General features: G+C 32.7%; 16 protein-coding genes. 2 read left to right on the forward strand and 14 right to left on the reverse strand.

The window, feature by feature from the left end; translation table 11 throughout:
• The 14 genes from C0982_RS00005 to deoC all read right to left on the reverse strand — a co-directional run.
• The coding region (locus C0982_RS00005; protein WP_145994483.1) for an aminotransferase class I/II-fold pyridoxal phosphate-dependent enzyme at positions 1-403 on the reverse strand (403 nt) is incomplete at its 3' end.
• Positions 404-539: 136 nt separating this feature from the next.
• Entirely contained in the window at positions 540-1,871 is a 1,332-nt protein-coding gene (gene brnQ, locus C0982_RS00010; RefSeq protein ID WP_101772198.1) for a branched-chain amino acid transport system II carrier protein, read from the reverse strand.
• A gap of 46 nt (positions 1,872-1,917) precedes the next feature.
• The gene (locus C0982_RS00015) at positions 1,918-2,910 is read right to left on the reverse strand and encodes an NAD(P)-dependent oxidoreductase (protein ID WP_101772199.1); all 993 of its coding nucleotides are present in this window, start codon (positions 2,908-2,910) and stop codon (positions 1,918-1,920) included.
• A gap of 197 nt (positions 2,911-3,107) precedes the next feature.
• Entirely contained in the window at positions 3,108-4,115 is a 1,008-nt protein-coding gene (locus tag C0982_RS00020) for an electron transfer flavoprotein subunit alpha/FixB family protein (RefSeq protein ID WP_101772200.1), read from the reverse strand.
• A gap of 57 nt (positions 4,116-4,172) precedes the next feature.
• On the reverse strand, positions 4,173-4,964 hold the full coding sequence (locus tag C0982_RS00025; RefSeq protein WP_101772201.1) for an electron transfer flavoprotein subunit beta/FixA family protein: 792 nt from the start codon (positions 4,962-4,964) through the stop codon (positions 4,173-4,175).
• Between the two features lie 16 nt (positions 4,965-4,980).
• A complete protein-coding gene (locus C0982_RS00030; RefSeq protein WP_101772202.1) occupies positions 4,981-6,114 on the reverse strand; it encodes an acyl-CoA dehydrogenase family protein in 1,134 nt (377 codons plus the stop codon).
• Between the two features lie 32 nt (positions 6,115-6,146).
• Positions 6,147-7,265: a 2-hydroxyacyl-CoA dehydratase subunit D gene (locus tag C0982_RS00035; protein ID WP_101772203.1), complete on the reverse strand. Its 1,119-nt coding sequence runs from the start codon at positions 7,263-7,265 to the stop codon at positions 6,147-6,149.
• 1 nt (position 7,266) lies between these two features.
• Entirely contained in the window at positions 7,267-8,502 is a 1,236-nt protein-coding gene (locus tag C0982_RS00040; protein ID WP_101772204.1) for a 2-hydroxyacyl-CoA dehydratase subunit D, read from the reverse strand.
• A 15-nt stretch (positions 8,503-8,517) separates the two neighbouring features.
• The gene (locus C0982_RS00045; protein ID WP_101772205.1) at positions 8,518-9,306 is read right to left on the reverse strand and encodes an acyl-CoA dehydratase activase; all 789 of its coding nucleotides are present in this window, start codon (positions 9,304-9,306) and stop codon (positions 8,518-8,520) included.
• Positions 9,307-9,362: 56 nt separating this feature from the next.
• Complete coding sequence (locus C0982_RS00050) at positions 9,363-10,601, reverse strand: CaiB/BaiF CoA transferase family protein (RefSeq protein ID WP_101772206.1); 1,239 nt, start codon at positions 10,599-10,601, stop codon at positions 9,363-9,365.
• A gap of 64 nt (positions 10,602-10,665) precedes the next feature.
• Positions 10,666-12,225, reverse strand: a complete 1,560-nt coding sequence (locus C0982_RS00055) for a class I adenylate-forming enzyme family protein (protein ID WP_101772207.1) — start codon at positions 12,223-12,225, stop codon at positions 10,666-10,668.
• A gap of 223 nt (positions 12,226-12,448) precedes the next feature.
• Entirely contained in the window at positions 12,449-13,111 is a 663-nt protein-coding gene (locus C0982_RS00060; protein ID WP_101772208.1) for a GntR family transcriptional regulator, read from the reverse strand.
• Between the two features lie 301 nt (positions 13,112-13,412).
• On the reverse strand, positions 13,413-14,714 hold the full coding sequence (locus tag C0982_RS00065; RefSeq protein WP_101772209.1) for a thymidine phosphorylase: 1,302 nt from the start codon (positions 14,712-14,714) through the stop codon (positions 13,413-13,415).
• Positions 14,715-14,739: 25 nt separating this feature from the next.
• Positions 14,740-15,402 carry a deoxyribose-phosphate aldolase gene (gene deoC / locus C0982_RS00070; protein ID WP_101772210.1) on the reverse strand — a complete coding sequence of 221 codons (663 nt, stop codon included), beginning with the start codon at positions 15,400-15,402 and terminating at the stop codon, positions 14,740-14,742.
• 149 nt (positions 15,403-15,551) lie between these two features.
• Between deoC and C0982_RS00075 the strand changes: the two genes are divergently transcribed.
• Together C0982_RS00075 and C0982_RS00080 are read left to right on the forward strand one after the other, a co-directional pair.
• Entirely contained in the window at positions 15,552-16,088 is a 537-nt protein-coding gene (locus tag C0982_RS00075) for a prolyl-tRNA synthetase associated domain-containing protein (protein WP_101772211.1), read from the forward strand.
• 658 nt (positions 16,089-16,746) lie between these two features.
• The gene (locus tag C0982_RS00080; RefSeq protein ID WP_207653223.1) at positions 16,747-18,018 is read left to right on the forward strand and encodes a cation:dicarboxylate symporter family transporter; all 1,272 of its coding nucleotides are present in this window, start codon (positions 16,747-16,749) and stop codon (positions 18,016-18,018) included.
• Positions 18,019-18,102 lie beyond the last annotated feature (84 nt).

Consider the following 18,102-nt stretch of genomic DNA (forward strand, 5'->3'; position numbering starts at 1 on the left):
ATTCTGGGAAGAATGGTGCCAATACTATTATTTCATCTTCCGGTGAAGATATTAATGCCTTAAATGTAATATTTAAAGAAGCTGCCGCTCCACAAGTCATCAATAAATTATCTTTAGTATAATCTGTATTGAATCTCTCATTTAAGTTTTCTGCTATAGCGGTTCTACAACCATCGTGACCAGCACCTGAGCTGTAGCTATGGTAAACCTTTGGTTCATATGTATTTATTATATCTATTATAGCTTCCTGAACTTCCTTTGGTGCAGGAACACTTGGATTACCTAAACTGAAATCCAAAACATTTTCTGCTCCTATTTCAGCTGCTCTTTGTGCTCCAAAACCAGCTAACTCTCTAATTACAGACTTTGCTGTACCTAACTTAATCATTTCTTGAGAAATCATAATTATACCTCCTAATTTTAAAAACGTTTTATAATCTAAGATAAAACTATAGTTTCATCTTATTTTAGCGAATATTACGTTTGGTTTAACCTTTTATGAATCAAACCAAACGTAGGAATTTTAATACAAGCCGAAATTAAGCTTCTCTTATTACATCTTCTCTTGTTCCGCCCTTTTTAGTAACAATACTTACTATTGTTAATATTACTGAGCAGATAAGAGCTGGAACCAACCACTCAAACCCAAACGCGGCTAGTGGGAATGTCATTATTTTATCTACTGCACCTTGTAGTAACGTTCCACCTCTCATAGTAGAGAACATGTTTATACTTTCTATTAACGCTACTACAAATGCTCCTATAACTGCGCCTGTATATGACCAGTTGTACTTGATTTTACTGTCAAATAGTGACATTAAAATTAATACTATCATCACAGGATATATAGCTGATAAAATTGGCACTGCAAAACTAATTAAATCATCAACCTTTACTAAAGATATAAAGAATGATATAACTACAGCAACTAATACAACTTTTTTATATGCAAGTTTTCCATCTGTAACAGTGTCAAAGAAGTTACCACATGTAGATATCAAACCAGTAGAAGTTGTTAAGCATGCAAGTGCAACTGCAAATCCAGTGGCTACATTACCAACATTTCCTAATAACAAGTGTACTAAACCATTAAATAACAATGTTCTTTCTGTATTACCATCGTAAAAATTACCAACAGTAGCACCTGTATAAGTAAGACCTCCATATACAAATGCTAGTAAAACAAATGCAACTAAACCTACATAGACGCTCGCTTTAAATTGTACTTTTTTATCATTATATCCACGTCTAATAAGGTCAGTCATCACTATTCCCGCCATTAGAGGTGAACCTAGAGCATCCATTGTCTGGTATCCTTCTCTAAATCCTAGTGTAAATAATCCAGTTGCATCAGTTGCAATCATTTCTCCTGGAGGCTTGATTATTGATAAAACAATTATAATAGTCAATATTACCAAAAGTATTGGAGTTAAATACTGCCCAATTATATCAATAACCTTACCAGGGTTTAATGCTAAATACAATGTTACTGCAAAGAACACCAAGCAAGTTACAAACTGTGGAACACCTGGGAAATTTGCTCTTACAAATATCTCGTGTGTTGTAGATCCTGTTCTAGGAACTGCAAAAAAAGGTCCTATTGTAAGTATTGCTATTGTACCAAGAAGTTTTGCAAATTTAGGCCCTACCCTTTTACCTAAGTCATCTGCTCTACCACCTAATTTTGCTGTTACTATTACCCCCAATATTGGAAGCACTGGATCTGATAATAAAAATGCGATCATTACTTGATACCATCTATCACCTGCTATAATACCTATGTGTGGTGGGAATATCAAGTTTCCTGCACCAAAGAAAATTGCAAATAGCGCAAAACCGCAAACGACTATATCTTTTTTATTGATTTCCATACGTTCCGTATCCTCCTATACATAATTTAGACAAATTGCCTAAATCCTACAATCCATTAACCACGTTATTTGGTCTTTCTCCATTCATAACCTTAACCATGTTATCATAAGACCACTCAGACATTCTTATGAATGCATCATCTGTAGTTCCTGCAATATGAGGAGTTATAGAAAGTCTAGCTTTACCAGCTTCAGTTAAATTAAATAAAGGATGATCTGCTGATGGTGGCTCTGGCGCAATAACATCTAGTCCCGCAAACAATTTCCCATTGTTTAGAGCTTCTGCTAAATCTTCATTATTAATTATTTCCCCTCTTGCTACGTTTATAATTATTGCATCATCTTTCATCTTTGCTATTGTTTCTTTACGAACCATGTTTATTGTATTTTCAAGTACTGGAACATGGTAAGATATAATATCAGCCTTACTTATAAGTTCATCATATGTACAGAAAGTTAAATTATTTTCTAATTCAAACTCTTCTGAAGCTCTAAATACATCATAATAAATTATTTCGCATCCAAAAGCTTTTAGCATTTTTACTGCTGCTTTACCAATTGCACCTAAGCCAACTAGCCCTATAGTTCTAGAGCCTAATTCACTCTGTCCTTTTACTTGGTATTCTTTAAAACTTTCGTTAAATCCATCTACGCCTTTAGCTTTTATCTTAGCATCTGCTTCTGGCATTCTTCTTAAACAAGATATCATATGACCTAAAGCAAGTTCTGCAACTGGAACAGCATTTACAGCTCTATTGTTGCAAACAAAAATACCTTTTTCTTTAGCAGCTTCTAAGTCAATTTTATCAAATCCAACTCCTAGAGATTGAATTAGTTTACAGTTGTCTAGTTTTTCAATAATATTTCTTCTGTAAAAATCTACTGGACCACAGAATATTATATCTGCATCTTTACACTGGTCTATTAGTTCATCATCAGAACAAGGGTAGTTAATATATTCGAAGTCCCATCCTTTAGGTTTTTCTACTCCAAATCTTTCTATTATGTTCTTGTTACAGCTAATTTTAACTTTTGTCATTGTTGCTCCCCCTTAATTTTTAAATAAACTTATTAAAAAAACCTGGTATAAATCGTTTTTTGCTGAAATTAGTTAAAATTCTAGGAGCCCATATAGGCTCCTAAAAGATAACTATACAAAACACGTATTTATTTGTGAATTTAAGCAAAATACAAATATATTTTGCTCAAACTCAATATTTTACTTGAAATGAATAATTACATTTCTGTTTGTTGTTGTTTATATGCTCTAACCTTTTCTATTAATATAGGCATTATACTATGTACATCTCCTACTACTCCAAGGTCTGCAACTCCAAATATTGGAGCTTCAGCATCTTTATTTATTGCAACTATAAACTCAGAGTCTTCCATACCAGCTAAGTGCTGAATAGCTCCTGAAATACCACAAGCCATATATAGATCTGGTCTTACAGTTTTTCCTGTCTGCCCAACTTGTCTTTCTTTTGCTATCCAACCAGCATCAACGTTCGCTCTCGAAGAACTTACTAGTCCACCTAATTCATCAGCTAATTCTCCTAATACATCAAAGTATTCTTCGCTACCTATACCCTTACCTCCAGATATAAGTATGTTAGCTTCTGTAATATCTACATTCTTGTGAGTAGATTTTACTACTTCTTTAATGTTTATGTTCATATCTTCTGGCTTGAAGTCAACATTAAATACTTCTACTTCTCCAGTTCTCTTTTCATCTCTTGGTAATGCCTGCATAACTCCAGGTCTTACTGTAGCCATCTGAGGTCTATGTTCTTTACAAACTATAGTAGCCATTATGTTACCACCAAATGCTGGTCTAGTCATTAATAACAGCTTAGTTTCTGGATCTATTTCCAATTTAGTACAGTCTGCTGTAAGTCCAGTATGAACTCTTGCAGATACTCTAGGAGCTAAGTCTCTTCCTATTGAAGTAGCACCGTAAAGTACTATTTCTGGGTTCTTTGCTTCTATAACAGCATTTACTGCCTTAGTGTATGGTTCAGTTGCGTATACATCTAACATTGGATCTTCTACACAAATAACCTTTTCTGCTCCGTGATATATTAAAGTGTCAGCTAGTTTCTTTACGTCTTTTCCAAGAACAACTGCTATAACTTTTTGATCTAAATCTTTTGCTAATTCATTTGCTATACCGATTAGCTCGATGCCTACTTTTTGAATGACACCATCTACCTGTTCAACTATTACATAAATATCTTTGTTCATTAGGTAATCTTCCTTTCAAATATATTAATTAAAATTATCGTTCAATCTAAAATCTTATTATATAAGATGTTTTTCTATTAGCTTAGCAAGAATCTCATCTGCAGCTTCTTCTGGAGTTAATCCTTCTAGCTTAACACCCTTGCCTTTTGCTTGCTTAGTGAATGATTTCTTAACATTTGTAGGTGAACCTTTTAAACCGATATTTGCAATATCTAGTTTATCTTCGATGTCTTTTAGTCCCCAAACTGTAACATCTTTCTTGTAAGCATTGAATATTCCACCAATTGACATATATCTTGGAGTTATTTCTTCACTTAATGTTGTTATCAAGCAAGGTGGCTGTATTTCTACTGTATGATATCTATCTTCGAATTGTCTTCTAGCTATGAATTTTCCATCTTCTACTGTTAATTTTTCACAGTAAGAAAGTTGAGGGATTCCTAGGTGTTCAGCTATCTGTGGTCCAACCTGAGCTGTATCACCATCTATAGCCTGTCTACCTGCTATTATTATGTCATATTCTAAATTCTTAAGTGCTCCTGCAATTGTTGAAGAAGTTGCCCATGTGTCAGCTCCTCCAAATGCTCTATCTGATAGAAGTATAGCATCGTCACAACCCATAGCTAAAGCTTCTCTTAAAGCTAACTCAGCCTGAGGTGGTCCCATAGATACTACTGTTAATGTACTACCTGGAACATCTTCTTTTATCTGTAGAGCCAATTCCAAACCTGCTTTATCATCAGGGTTGATAATACTTGGAACACCATCACGAATTAATGTATTCTTAACTGGGTCAAGTTTTACCTCCGTTGTATCTGGTACTTGCTTAATGCAAACTACAATTTTCATCTATTTTTACCTCCCCTTATTTCAATAAACTTGCTGCTATAACCATTTTCTGGACTTCTGAAGTACCTTCGTATATTGAAGTTACTCTTATATCTCTGTAGATTCTTTCGATTGGATATTCCTTAATGTAACCATATCCACCATGGATCTGTAAAGCTTTGTCAATTACCCATTTAGCTTCTTCAGTTGCAAATAATTTAGCCATTGATGCTTCCTTATCTGCAGCTTCACCTTGATCCATTCTATAAGCAGCATCATAAACAAGGTGGCGCATAGCGGCAATCTTTGTTTCCATTTCTGCTAGTACGAATTGAGTATTCTGGAACTTAGCAATAGGCTTATTAAACTGTTGTCTTGATTTCGCATACTTTATAGCTTCTTCCATAGCACCTTCTGCTAAACCTAAAGCCTGGCAAGCAATACCAAGTCTACCAACACTTAGAGTCTTCATTGCATTTATAAATCCTTTACCTTCACGACCTAACATATCAGTCTTAGGAACTCTAACGTTTTCCAATACAACGTCACTTGTTGGGCAACCGATTACACCCATCTTATTTTCTGGCTTTCCGAATGAAACACCTTCTGCCTTTGCATCAACTACAAAAGTTGATATACCTTTTGTTCCCTTTTCTGGGCTAGTCTTAGCAAATAGTATTATATAATCTGAAACTGGAGCACCTGTTATAAATGTTTTTCTACCATTTATGATGTAGTCATCCCCATCTTCAACTGCAGTTGTCAATATAGACGCTGCATCAGAACCAGCTCCTGGCTCAGTCAATGCGAAACAGAACATTTTTTCTCCTGTTACCATTGGTCTAAGATATTTTTCTTTTTGTTCATTAGTACCATCTCTCAAAATAGGAGTAGACTGTAGTGAGTTTGGAGAAGAAATCCAAATAGTTGATACTCCTGAAGCTTTTGCTAGTTCTTCCATTACTATAGCGTATGAACGGTGGTCTCCACCTGATCCGCCATATTCCTGTGGTATTTTTATACCTAAGAACCCAGCATCAGCCATTTTTTTATAAATTTCCATTGGGAACTCACCCGTTGCATCAACTTCTTCTGCTGTTGGCTTTATTTCTTCTTCTGCAAATTGCTTTGCTAGCTGACGCACTAACTCATGTTCTTTTTCAAAAATCATAAATTGCCTCCTTAAAATTTTAACATTTTTTACTAAATCATATCTGCAAACGTCTGTAAAGCAGTGTTTGCTTGTTCGAAGTTAGTCATTTGCTGATCTACTTCCACTAATAAGTTCAATATACCATTATCATTAAGTTCATCTCTGATAATTGGATAATCAAATTCATCTGAATCACTAAACTTAGTAAGTAAATACACAACACCATTAGCATTATGCTTCTTGACCTTCTCAACTATTATATTACCTCTAAGCTTTTCTGGATCATAAAGCAAAGTACTTCCTTCTATATCTGAAATCCATTTAGCTAAAGCTCTAACTGGATTAGCAGTCCCTTCATCAACTAGATAATCAAACTGACCTGATTCATGGTTTACATTATCATCTACAATACCTAAGTTATGAGTTTCAAATATTTCCATTATACCTGGGCTATTAGCAATTATTCCAGTAGTAACAACCTTCTTACCATCAAATTCTTCTTCAGGAATAGCTCTTAATTCTTCATTTATCTTTTCAATTATTTCTAAGTGTTCTGCTTTATCAAACAAGAAAGCACTTGTCATTACCTTAGCTCTTATACTAGGCTTTATAGTATTTAAATGCGTAGCTGCTAATGCACTGAATTCTCTCATAGCTTTTCTATGTTTGTTATAAAGAACTATAGCTTCTTCTACTTTTGAATCTTCGATTTTATTTCCTGATATTTTTTCTAATTCTTCTTTTAATTTAATATATTGTTTTTCGTTGTAGTCTATTCCAGCTTTAATCTTTCTATTTTGGCCATAGCCTATGTATAAGCAAGGAACATTTTCTATACCTTTTTTCCAGTTCTGGCTTAAACCCTTTAATCCATCACTTAGACCTGGTATTATCATTCCTGATAATTTATCTAGCTTTCCTTCTAATCCTAAATCCATTAGTCTTAATATTACAGAAGCATAAAATGCTGGGAAGTATTCTTTTGAAAGATTTACTTCTCCTTCAGCACCCCATATTCCAATAGGTACCATGCCAGCAGCATAAACCAATTCTTCTGGAGTATAAACTGGTGCACAACCTATTACTTTCTTACCTTGTGCAACATAATTATCTATCTGATTCAAAGGACATACGTCAAGTTTTTCCAATAACATTTTAATATCACTCATCTTAGTTGCCCTCCTTCATTTTTGCTGCTTTATTAGCTTCCATTACTTCTATTAGACCTTGAACTCTAGTATCATACTGTGCTTCAGAGAAGTTTCTTGGGTCTGCTTGGTCACCATCAAATGTAGCTGTTGGTATACCAGTCTTTTCTCTTATTTCTCTTTCCATTTCGTACATAATTCCACTCCACTGCTTACAGCTTCTATTTACGTGAATTAACATACCATCAATATTGTTTTCTTCAACTAACTTCAATCTCATATCAGTAGCTCTTTCATATGAAATTGCATTTGGAGTTCCACAGTAAGCCTGCATCAACTCATTTGTGTTATTGTATATGTATCCAAAAGCATCTGCATATACTGTTCCACATACGTTTACGCCATTGTCTTTCAATTGCTTAAATGTATGTCTTAAGTGTGGCCAACATGCTATGCCTTCAAATATTATTCTGTATTTTTCTTCACCCTTAAATGTAGATTTTCCAGTTTTTACGTTTTCAGCAAATTCTTCTGCCAACTTTTCAAAAGCTAAAGCAGATTCTAATTTACCTCTAGCACAAACTGCGACCGCCATATGGTTGAACACATCAAAACCACTAAATGGTGATGGAGTATACTTAGAGTATCCAGTTGCATCTAACCATGCTCTACCAGTTCTTTGAGAAACTTCCATTACTTCTTCAAATTTCTTTTCGTCCCATTTTTTACCTGTTAAATCTTCTAACTGCTTGATAGCATGTTCGAACTGACCTTTTAGGTATTCTACTCTGTCTTCTCCAGCTTCGTAGTCATTATTATATGGTACGTCAATTAGTATTAAAGGAATATTTAATTCTTTTGCAATGTTTTCATACCACTTGATCATACAGTTACAAATATTATTACAGCAAGCAACAAAATCTGGCTGAGGCATATTAAGCTCTGGGGCGTCTTTTACGTCCATATACGCCAAACTTATTCTTGCATATGCACAAATGTCATTTGAATAACCGTTGCTTTCTGCTGTTTCGCACATTCTTTCTCCGCCACCCTTTGCTGCAATAGCTGCTGCTTGGTTTTCAGGATATACTACCTTTATATCCATAGTCTCAAATATTTCCTGTGGGAAGTTCGATGCACACCAACCTACTTTTTCTCCGTTGTTCTTTGCATCCCATGCGTCTTTATAGTGTTTCGCTACTATTTCGCCTAACAAAACTTTTGCTGGCTTTTCTTCTACTGCTACTGTATTACTCATGATAAGCTCCTCTCTCTATCTTTTAAGATATTCTTCATATGCATATAATGCTGCTCCAATTGCTCCTGCCATCTGTGAGTCTGGTGAAATTTTTATTTCTGTTTCTAACTCTTCACTCAAAGCTCTCACTATTCCTGAATTCTTTGTTACTCCTCCAGTCATAGCTACTGGCAAAGTCAGTCCTCCTCTTTTAGCAAGTCCTGCAACTCTAGTCGCAACCGAAGCATGAATGCCCTTAATTATATTAGGTATTGGTATTTTTTTTGCCATACTAGAAATTACTTCTGATTCGGCAAATACTGTACAAGTAGAGCTAATTGGAGTTTTTTCTGTGGCTTGTTCATCTAAATCACCTAATTGATCTAGCTTAACATCCAAAACACCTGCCATTACTTCTAAAAATCTTCCTGTACCTGCTGCACATTTATCATTCATCAAGAAATTCATTAATTGTCCTTTTGCATTTAGCTTAAGAACTTTTATATCCTGACCACCTATATCTATTATTGTTCTAACTTCACCAAAAATGTAAGTTCCACCTTTAGCATGACAGCTTAGTTCACTCATTGTTTTAACGGCGCCCTCGTAACTGTTTCTACCATATCCAGTAGAAACAGTTACATCTATATCAGACAATTCCATGTTTAAATTTCCAAGGACTTCTTCAATTACTTTATCAACGCCTTTTGTTCCGGCACCTAAGTTTACAACGCCTTCACTAACAATTTCAGTGCCATTTTTAAAAACTACACATTTTGAAGATGTAGAACCAATGTCAATTCCCATTGTATATACATCGCTCATTTTTTGTCCCTCTTAACTAAATGTATTTGTATTGAATCAATACTTAATCTTTGATATTATTTATCTTCCCAAACGTAAAGAGTGTTGCTTTCTCTCATTGCTTTTATTTCATCATCTGAATATCCAACTTCTTTAAGGATTTCTTCTCCATGTTCACCGATATATGGTCCTCTGTTATATGGAGTAGGTCCCATTTCTTGGAACTTAAGTGGTTGCTTAACTAAAGTTCTTTCTCCATTAGGATATTTCATCTTGTAGAAGCAGTCATTTGCCCATGCTTGTTCGTCTTCTAATAACTCTTCCCAGTTTTGAGCTAGTGAGAAAGGAATATCCGCATCTGTAAGTATCTTCTTCCATTCTTCATAGTCTCTTTCTCCAAATCTAGCCATTACCTTATCATAAACTGTTACACCTAAAGAATTTTCGTGTAAGTTTTGAACAGGGAAATATTTTTCATCTTCAGAAATATCATTTAAATCCAAAGCTGCAGTGAATTTTTTGAAGTAAGTGTTGTAGTCAGGCATACAAGTCTGAACATATCTTCCGTCTTTTGTAAGCCAACAAGCGTTTAGTGGGTTATTTGCTTCCCTAACGTTTATTGGATATGGTACACCATGATCTGGATATTGAGCAGCTTGAACCATCATACCCATATTAAATATTGCACTTTCAAATAAACTTGTTTCTACCTTTTCACCTTCTCCTGTAAGCTTAGCATGATATAATGCAGCTAAGATACCAGCGGCAAGGTTAAGACCAACGTTGTGATCTCCTATACCAGGTACAACGTTCATAGGAACATCTTGTTTTTGTCTTAATGTTTCTAGATAACCACCTCTTGCGAAAAACGCTGTGAAGTCAAATCCTGGAAGATCTTTATCAGGACCGAATTCACCATATCCTGTACACATACCGTATACTAGTTTTGGATACTTAACTTTTAGAGTTTCATAATCTAATCCAGCTCTTTGTAAAGCTTGAACTCTCCAGTTTGTAATTAAAATGTCAGCTTCATCAAGTAGTTTAAAGAAAGCTTCTTTTCCTTTTTCATCTTTCATATTTATAGAAATACATCTTTTGTTTGCATTTTCAAGTTCCCAAGTTGTATTTTCATGCATATCTAAAGGTCTACCTTCTGTTGGGGCAGTGTATCTAAGTGGATCACCCTTAGCACTTTCAATTTTAATTACGTCGGCTCCAAGGTCAGCTAGGAATCTTCCTGTAGTAGCTGCAGCTATAAAGTTTGCAAGTTCAATTACTTTTACTCCCTCTAATGGTCTTTTTCTAGTACTCATTTAATTACCTCCCACAATATGATGTTTAAATTTTTTCAAATATACTTACTATTAATGTTATTTATTATAATATTTCATTAACACTCTCTTTAATCTTTTTCTCGTCTATCTTTCCTGTTGCATTTTTAGGAAAATGTTCCATGAATACGAAATATTTAGGCATTTTATATCTACTTAAGTTTTTATCCAAATATTCTTTTATTTGATTCACAAGCTCTAAATCTTCTTTTCCTTCTATACACGCAACTATTTCTTCTTGTAGAACTTCTGACTTCTTACCAAAAACTAGCACTTGAAGTCCTTTTTTTACTTCTTTAATATATTTTTCTATTTCTCCAGGAGAAATGTTTTCTCCACCTCTAATAATCAGATTTTTTCGTCTCCCAGCTATATATAAGTAGTCGCTCGCATCTTTATATGCTAAATCTCCAGTTTTTAACCAACCATCTGGCTGTACTGCATCGCATATTACAGGATCTTTTGACATATAACCACTTGTCACATTATATCCTTTTACATAAATCTCTCCTACTTCGCCTAGTTGACATTCTTCTTTTGTATCTAAATCCATTATTTTCACTTCAACATTACTGATTATTTTCCCAGCTGAAATAGCTTTTTTTTCTATTGGATCATTATAATCTGAAATTGACACACATGGAGAACTTTCAGTTAAACCATACGAAGTTTGCAATTTCATTCCATCTAATTTTTCACAAATATGTATATAATCATCTTTAAATACTGGTGATCCAGCTATTATTCCACTTTTTAGACTGCTTAGATCATAGTCCTTAAAATGTTCATTCCTTACAAGAGCTAAAAACATACTTGGAACACCATTTAAAATACTACATTTATGTTTTTCTATAGATTCATATACACTTAGTGATTTGTATTTATCTACCAGTGTCACACTGTTACCTGCAATAACACTTCCCAGTAAGCTCACACTTATTCCAAAACAATGAAATAGTGGAACTACTAAGCACATAACATCTGAAATATTCCACCTCATTTGCAAAACCATTTCTCTAGCATTATTAACAAGTGAATAATGGCTAAGTTTTACACCCTTACAGAGATTTGTTGTTCCTGATGTAAATAACACACAAGCTGTATCCTTAGGATCAATCTTATCTGGCAACGTATGATTTTCGGATACATCTCTGCTCAAAATATTTATCCATTCTATATAAGAATGTTCCATATTATAAAATTTAACATGCTTTGTTTTCCTATCTTTTCTCAATGCACTTATTGTATCTCTATAATAATCATTATCATTAGAAGTAGTATAAAACAAGTACTTTAACTCACTAATTTCTATGCAGTCAATCAACTCTTTTTCTTTATAATGGGAATTAATTAAAACTGCTACGGCGCCTAGCTTTTGTATCGCGAAAAAAGATATGACCCAACTAGCTGTATTAACACCTAAAACTCCGACTTTATCTCCTTTTTTTATACCTTGCTCAGTTAACAAGTATGCTACCTTTGTAGCTATGCTATCAATGGTTTCCCATGTGAAAATTTCTTTTCCACTTCTTATAAAAATATCATCCGGCGTCTCAGAGGCTCTTTTTTCTAAACATTCGCTTATTGTCATGTTTATAAGCTCCATAGTATTACCTCCCAAAGTTTTAAAAATAACTAAAGTTTCTTGTCTACTTGTATACCAGATATTAACCTAACAATACAAATCGATTACCTTGTTTCTCTGTTTTTACTTAACATCTTTCATTGAAAAACGTTATTATTGTTTAAAAATAAATTAACAATCTATGTTAGTAAAATCCAATGCTACTTGCTTTTAATACTTTAAATGATCTTTTAACTAACAACTATTAAGAAAAATACTTTTTGTATTTATCATCTAACTTTATTACTTTGGAGCCTGTATCAATGTGGTCAGACATATGTACAAGAGCACCTTTTAAATCGTCTGCTTTAATGCAATCCAAAATTCTTTTATGTTCATCAATCAAATGTGAAACTCTATGACCAGTTCTTACATACATATTTCTCCATCTACTTATGTGTAGTAAATGTTCTTTAAGTAGAGACAATATATTATTATCTTCTACACTTAATATAATATACTCATGAAATTGTTCATCAAGTTTCTTAAATTCGTCAGTATAATCTTTTACATAATAGAATTTTTCTTGTTGTTTAACGTTTTCTTCCATTTTTTCAATTACGTCTGACTTGTCGCTTTTCTTCATAAACCTATAAAGCATTTCTTTCTCTATAGATATTCTGATGAGTAGGGCATTCCTTATATATTCTAAATCTATTTTATTTACATAAGTGCCTCTTTGTGGATATATAGTTAGAAAACTATTTTGAGCTAACCTTGCGAATACATTCCTTATTACCGATCTCGATACATTGTATTCTTCACTAATCTTGTTCTCACTGATTTTGCTCCCTGGCTCTAACTCAAGGTTAATTATTCTATCTAAAACATCTACGTATATTACATTTGAAGAAAGTGGCTTATCCATAATATCAACTCCAAACTCTTTTCATATACTAGTATACCACAATTTTTTTTTTCTTCAAGCAGTTAGTTAAAAAAAAAATAACTAACTGCTTTTATTATGTTACTGTGTTCTTTAATTTTTCTATCCAATATCTATGTTAATGTGTATTTTCACTTATTTTTTTAATTTTTTCTTTTTTTTATCTTCTTTACATAACGTTTTCATTGATAATTCTTTAATTTTATTTGCTTTCTTCTTAACAATGAAGTTAAGAAATTAACTATTTTTACTTACTTTAAATTATCCTTATTCTAAATTTTTGTTATTTTATGATATTTTCAACAATATTTTCTTGTCCAATTTCTACTTCAGTGAATCTATAGGCGCTATATAGCTGTTTTACCCAGTCTTCGCTCAACAAGCCATCATGATATACTGTGCAAAGAATATCATCTTTTTTTACTTTATCTCCAACCTTTTTAACTAATTTAAACCCTACTCTATGGTTTACACTATCGTCAATTTTTTCTCTGCCCGCACCTAATTCCATTGCTAGTTTACCAATTCTTTCTGAATTTATATTTTCTATATAACCACTTTTTAATGAATTTATATTTGTTATGTGTTTTGACTTTGGAAACTTATCTGTATCTTCTATCTGATCTACATCCCCACCTTGACACTTTACTATCTCAATAAATTTATAATAAGCGGATTTACTATTAATAGCATCGCTGACTGTGTTTCTTGCCTCATCAATATCTTTTGACATGCCAACTTGTACCAATATTTCTTCCGCTGAGCGTACACATAGTTCAGTAAAATCCCTTGGGCCATTCCCCTTTAAAGTTTCTATTGCTTCTATTACTTCCAAAGTATTACCTACAGCTTGGCCTATTGGTTGATTCATATTTGTAATCATTGCAACTGTATTGCGACCTAACATTTTTCCAATAGATATCATCACTTCAGCTAGTTTTTTTGCGTCGTCTATATTTTTCATAAAAGCACCTTGCCCATATTTTACATCGAGTAAAATAGAGTTTGTCTCAATGGCAAGTTTTTTTGACATTATAGAAGATGCTATCAGTGGGATTGAATTCACAGTGCTAGTTACATCTCTAAGAGCATACAACTTTTTATCTGCAGGAGCTAAATCTCCTGTTTGTGCTATTACAGATACTCCTATTTTTTTTACTTGTTCTAAAAATTCCTCTTCTGATAAATAACAGTTATATCCTTTTATCGACTCCAATTTATCAATTGTTCCTCCAGTATATCCGAGACCTCTTCCAGACATCTTAGCAACTTTTAATCCGCACGCTGCTAAAAGAGGAGCCAGGACTAAAGTCGTTTTATCTCCCACCCCTCCTGTAGAGTGCTTGTCAACTTTAATTCCTTCAATCATATCTAACTTAATTATGTCTCCACTATATAACATAGACTCTGTCAAATTCGCAGTTTCTTCCTCATTCATGCCATTTAACACAATTGCCATTAGTAAAGCACTACTTTGATAATCTTCAATGCTCTCATCTATTATCCCTTTTATCCAAAATTTAATTTCTTCTTTAGATAAAATCTCTTTATTTTTCTTTTTTTCTATTATATCTACTATTCTCATTTTGTTCTCTCCATTAAATTATTTTTTAAATATCTTCACCTTCATTTTCAAGAAGTTTTATACCTTTGCTTGTCCCAAGCCTTGAGCATCCAAGTTCTATAAAATCTTTTAAGTCTTCAATACTACTTATTCCACCTGCCGCTTTAATTTTCACATTCTTGCCAATATATTTTTTAAACAACTTAATATCATCTCTAGTAGCCCCATTTTTTGCAAATCCTGTAGATGTCTTTATATAGTCAGCTCCAGAAATTGTCACTACTTCGCATAATTTAATTTTCTCTTCTTCCTCTAAGTACGCTGTTTCTACTATAACCTTTAATATCTTTTCTCCAATCATTTTTTTAATGTTTTTAATCTCATTTTCAACTTTTGAAAAATATTTATTTTTCACGTCTGTTATGTTTATTACCATATCGATTTCATCTGCACCATTTTCCAATGCACACTCTGTTTCTTTTAGTTTTGACTCAGTGGAGTTATAACCAAGAGGAAATCCAACTACAGTACATATTTTCAAGCTATCTTTATAATTATCCTTTATTCTCTTTACATATGACTGTGGTACACAAACGCTCGCAGTATTAAATTTTACTGCTTCGTCACATAAATTATGTATCTCATCCCAACTTGCATCTGCTGATAGCAAAGTATGATCTATTCTTTTTAATATATCTGTTTTTTTCATAATGTTTCTCCTTCTAAATTATACTTATAACTATATTATATATTTTTCTGCATTATATATCCATTAAAAGAGATATTACTTTCTGAAAATTCTTTTATTTTTCTTTTTTTGTGATAGAATATACATAATTACTTTTAGGAGGTTGTATTATGTATATTAGTGAAATTGAACAATCTAGGCCAACTGATGCTCCAGAAAACGTAAATCATGTATTTGATTTACTTGAAAAATTTGGTATATCTTATGATGTAGTAACAAATGATCCTGTAGAAGCTATGACAGAATGTGTTGAAATTGGTGAAAAACTTGGATCAGAAATAAGAAAAAGCGTTTTTTTAACAAATAGAAAAAAGACTGAATTCTATCTATTGGTCATGCCTGCAGAAAAAAAATTCGATACAAAAGTCTTTTGTGATGCACTAGGTGTATCGCGTGTAAGCTTTGCTTCTGGAGATTTAATGAAGGAAAAAATCGGTGTAGAGCCAGGTACTGCATCTGTTATGAGTCTTACATTAGATAAAGAAAAACAAGTACAGCTAGTACTTGATAAAGAAATTTTGGATGATGAATATTTTTCATGTAACCCTACAGACAATCGATACCACTTAAAAATCAATACAAAGGATTTATTAGAAAAATTCATCCCTGGAATTGGATATAGAGCGTCTGTTATCAGTCTTGGTTAATCGATAAAAATTTTGATTTTATTTTAATTTTTTATCATCGTTTTACGTTTTATTCTCGACTTTTTATATTATATTAAATATTTTTCTTTTTTTTAAAGTAAATTATATTTTTATACCTATAAAAAATGTCGCGATACCTTTTCCATATTATATAATAAAATTTAATTTAAATAAAAAATAATACCTTATTATAGTTTTTTTCTATGAAATATACTAAGGTATTATTTTTTTTATAAAGTTTTAATATAAAAGTGTTAAGTTTATTATTTTTGGGTAACAAAAAAAAACAGTGAAATTTCTATTTGTTAGCATATTATTATTATCATTAAATTTAAAGAACTATTTTTTATATGATAGGTTGTATAATTAAGTACAATACCTATAATATTAAATTATAATACAATGCTACAAGTAGTCTGCTCATCATCACAACGCCAAATATATTATTTTTTAACTTTGATTATCTCACAATCATTTTTATTTTATTGTATATTGGCGAATATAAATTAAAGGAGTTGATATAATGATTAATGAGCCGTTTTTTACCCAGTTTCTAAAGTTAAGTAATGTTTATACAGTAGGTGCTATCATCTGTTTAATTATTTCAATGGTAATTTTACGAAAAATGGAACGTAAGGAGGTTAGTTTCTCCAAACGTATGATTTTTTCTCTTATATTAGGTTTAGTTCTTGGTGTAATTATTGATTTAGTCGGCGGAAGCAATAAGACTTATTTAGAATTTGGTCGTGTAGAAATTGCATCATGGTTCGACTTCATTGGAGTAGGATTTTTAAAACTAATACAATTACTTGCAATTCCAGTTGTATTTTTATCTATAATAAAAGTTGTAATTGAAGTACAAGCAGATAGATTAAAAGCTCTTACAGGAAAGACTTTCTTCATGCTACTTGGTACTACAGCGATATCAGCAGCAATAGGTATCCTTGTTGTAAAACTATACAACTTAAATGGAGCTAGCTTTACTGGAGAACTTGCTTCTAAGAAGGTGGAAAGAATAGCGGAAATATCTTCTCAGAGTTTCCCAGAATTTTTCTTAAACCTAGTACCTAGTAATATATTTGCTTCTATGGCAGATAATGGAAGTATCGTATCAGTTGTAATAGTTGCAGCACTATTTGCCGTTGCTATTAGATATTTAAAGGTTCACATGCCTAATGAAGTTTCACCTCTTGTGAATTTAATAGATTCATTGAAGATTACTGTACACTCTGTACTATCACTAGTTATAGAATTTATGCCATATGGTATAGTTGCTCTTGTATCTAATACTATAATTGCAAATGGATTAAGCTCAGTCACTGGGTTGTTAGGATTCATAGCAGCAATTTATACAGCTGTTATTATAATGTTATTAATTTACGCAATTATTTTACTTGCAATAAGAGTAAATCCTATTACTTTTTATAAAAAAGCATTCACTACTTTAGTATTTGCTTTTTCATCTCGTTCAAGTGCAGGTACACTTCCATATACTCTAAATACTTTAGAAAATGATATGGGTGTGTCTAGTGAAACATCTAACTTCGTAGCCACTTTGGCAACTTCTATAGGAATGAACGGTTGTGCCGGAGTATTCCCAGCAATGCTAGGAGTATTAGTAGCTTCATCTGTAGGTACTGAAATGAGTTTTGCATTCTATATGTCAGTAGTACTTGTCGTAACTATAGGGTCTATTGGTATAGCTGGTGTGCCTGGAACTGCTACAGTTGCAGCCACTGTTACACTTAATGGTCTTGGATATGGTCATACTATTGGAAATATAGGTGCTATATTTGGTATAGATCCAATTGTAGATATGGGTCGTACAATGCTTAACGTTGCCGGTTCTATGCTTTCTGCTGTTGTTGTAGATAAGTGGGACGGAACATTTGATCAAGAAAAATTTGATCAAGCTATAAAAAGTGAATAATTATTTATAGAAAATAAATATAAAAAATAAGAGCCAATCTTTTAAAAGATTGGCTCTTATTTTTGGCTAATAAATTTGTTTTTG

This window comes from Peptostreptococcus faecalis (assembly GCF_900240845.1).
Classification (GTDB): Bacteria; Bacillota; Clostridia; order Peptostreptococcales; family Peptostreptococcaceae; genus Peptostreptococcus; species Peptostreptococcus faecalis.

Excerpts from the sequence above, each read along its gene's own strand:
- brnQ (WP_101772198.1), bottom strand. The coding sequence starts at position 1,871 with ATGGAAATCAATAAAAAAGATATAGTCGTTTGCGGTTTTGCGCTATTT.
- C0982_RS00015 (WP_101772199.1), bottom strand. The coding sequence starts at position 2,910 with ATGACAAAAGTTAAAATTAGCTGTAACAAGAACATAATAGAAAGATTT.
- C0982_RS00020 (WP_101772200.1), bottom strand. The coding sequence starts at position 4,115 with ATGAACAAAGATATTTATGTAATAGTTGAACAGGTAGATGGTGTCATT.
- C0982_RS00025 (WP_101772201.1), bottom strand. The coding sequence starts at position 4,964 with ATGAAAATTGTAGTTTGCATTAAGCAAGTACCAGATACAACGGAGGTA.
- C0982_RS00030 (WP_101772202.1), bottom strand. The coding sequence starts at position 6,114 with ATGATTTTTGAAAAAGAACATGAGTTAGTGCGTCAGCTAGCAAAGCAA.
- C0982_RS00035 (WP_101772203.1), bottom strand. The coding sequence starts at position 7,265 with ATGAGTGATATTAAAATGTTATTGGAAAAACTTGACGTATGTCCTTTG.
- C0982_RS00040 (WP_101772204.1), bottom strand. The coding sequence starts at position 8,502 with ATGAGTAATACAGTAGCAGTAGAAGAAAAGCCAGCAAAAGTTTTGTTA.
- C0982_RS00045 (WP_101772205.1), bottom strand. The coding sequence starts at position 9,306 with ATGAGCGATGTATATACAATGGGAATTGACATTGGTTCTACATCTTCA.
- C0982_RS00050 (WP_101772206.1), bottom strand. The coding sequence starts at position 10,601 with ATGAGTACTAGAAAAAGACCATTAGAGGGAGTAAAAGTAATTGAACTT.
- C0982_RS00055 (WP_101772207.1), bottom strand. The coding sequence starts at position 12,225 with ATGGAGCTTATAAACATGACAATAAGCGAATGTTTAGAAAAAAGAGCC.
- C0982_RS00060 (WP_101772208.1), bottom strand. The coding sequence starts at position 13,111 with ATGGATAAGCCACTTTCTTCAAATGTAATATACGTAGATGTTTTAGAT.
- C0982_RS00065 (WP_101772209.1), bottom strand. The coding sequence starts at position 14,714 with ATGAGAATAGTAGATATAATAGAAAAAAAGAAAAATAAAGAGATTTTA.
- deoC (WP_101772210.1), bottom strand. The coding sequence starts at position 15,402 with ATGAAAAAAACAGATATATTAAAAAGAATAGATCATACTTTGCTATCA.
- C0982_RS00075 (WP_101772211.1), top strand. The coding sequence starts at position 15,552 with ATGTATATTAGTGAAATTGAACAATCTAGGCCAACTGATGCTCCAGAA.
- C0982_RS00080 (WP_207653223.1), top strand. The coding sequence starts at position 16,747 with ATGATTTTTTCTCTTATATTAGGTTTAGTTCTTGGTGTAATTATTGAT.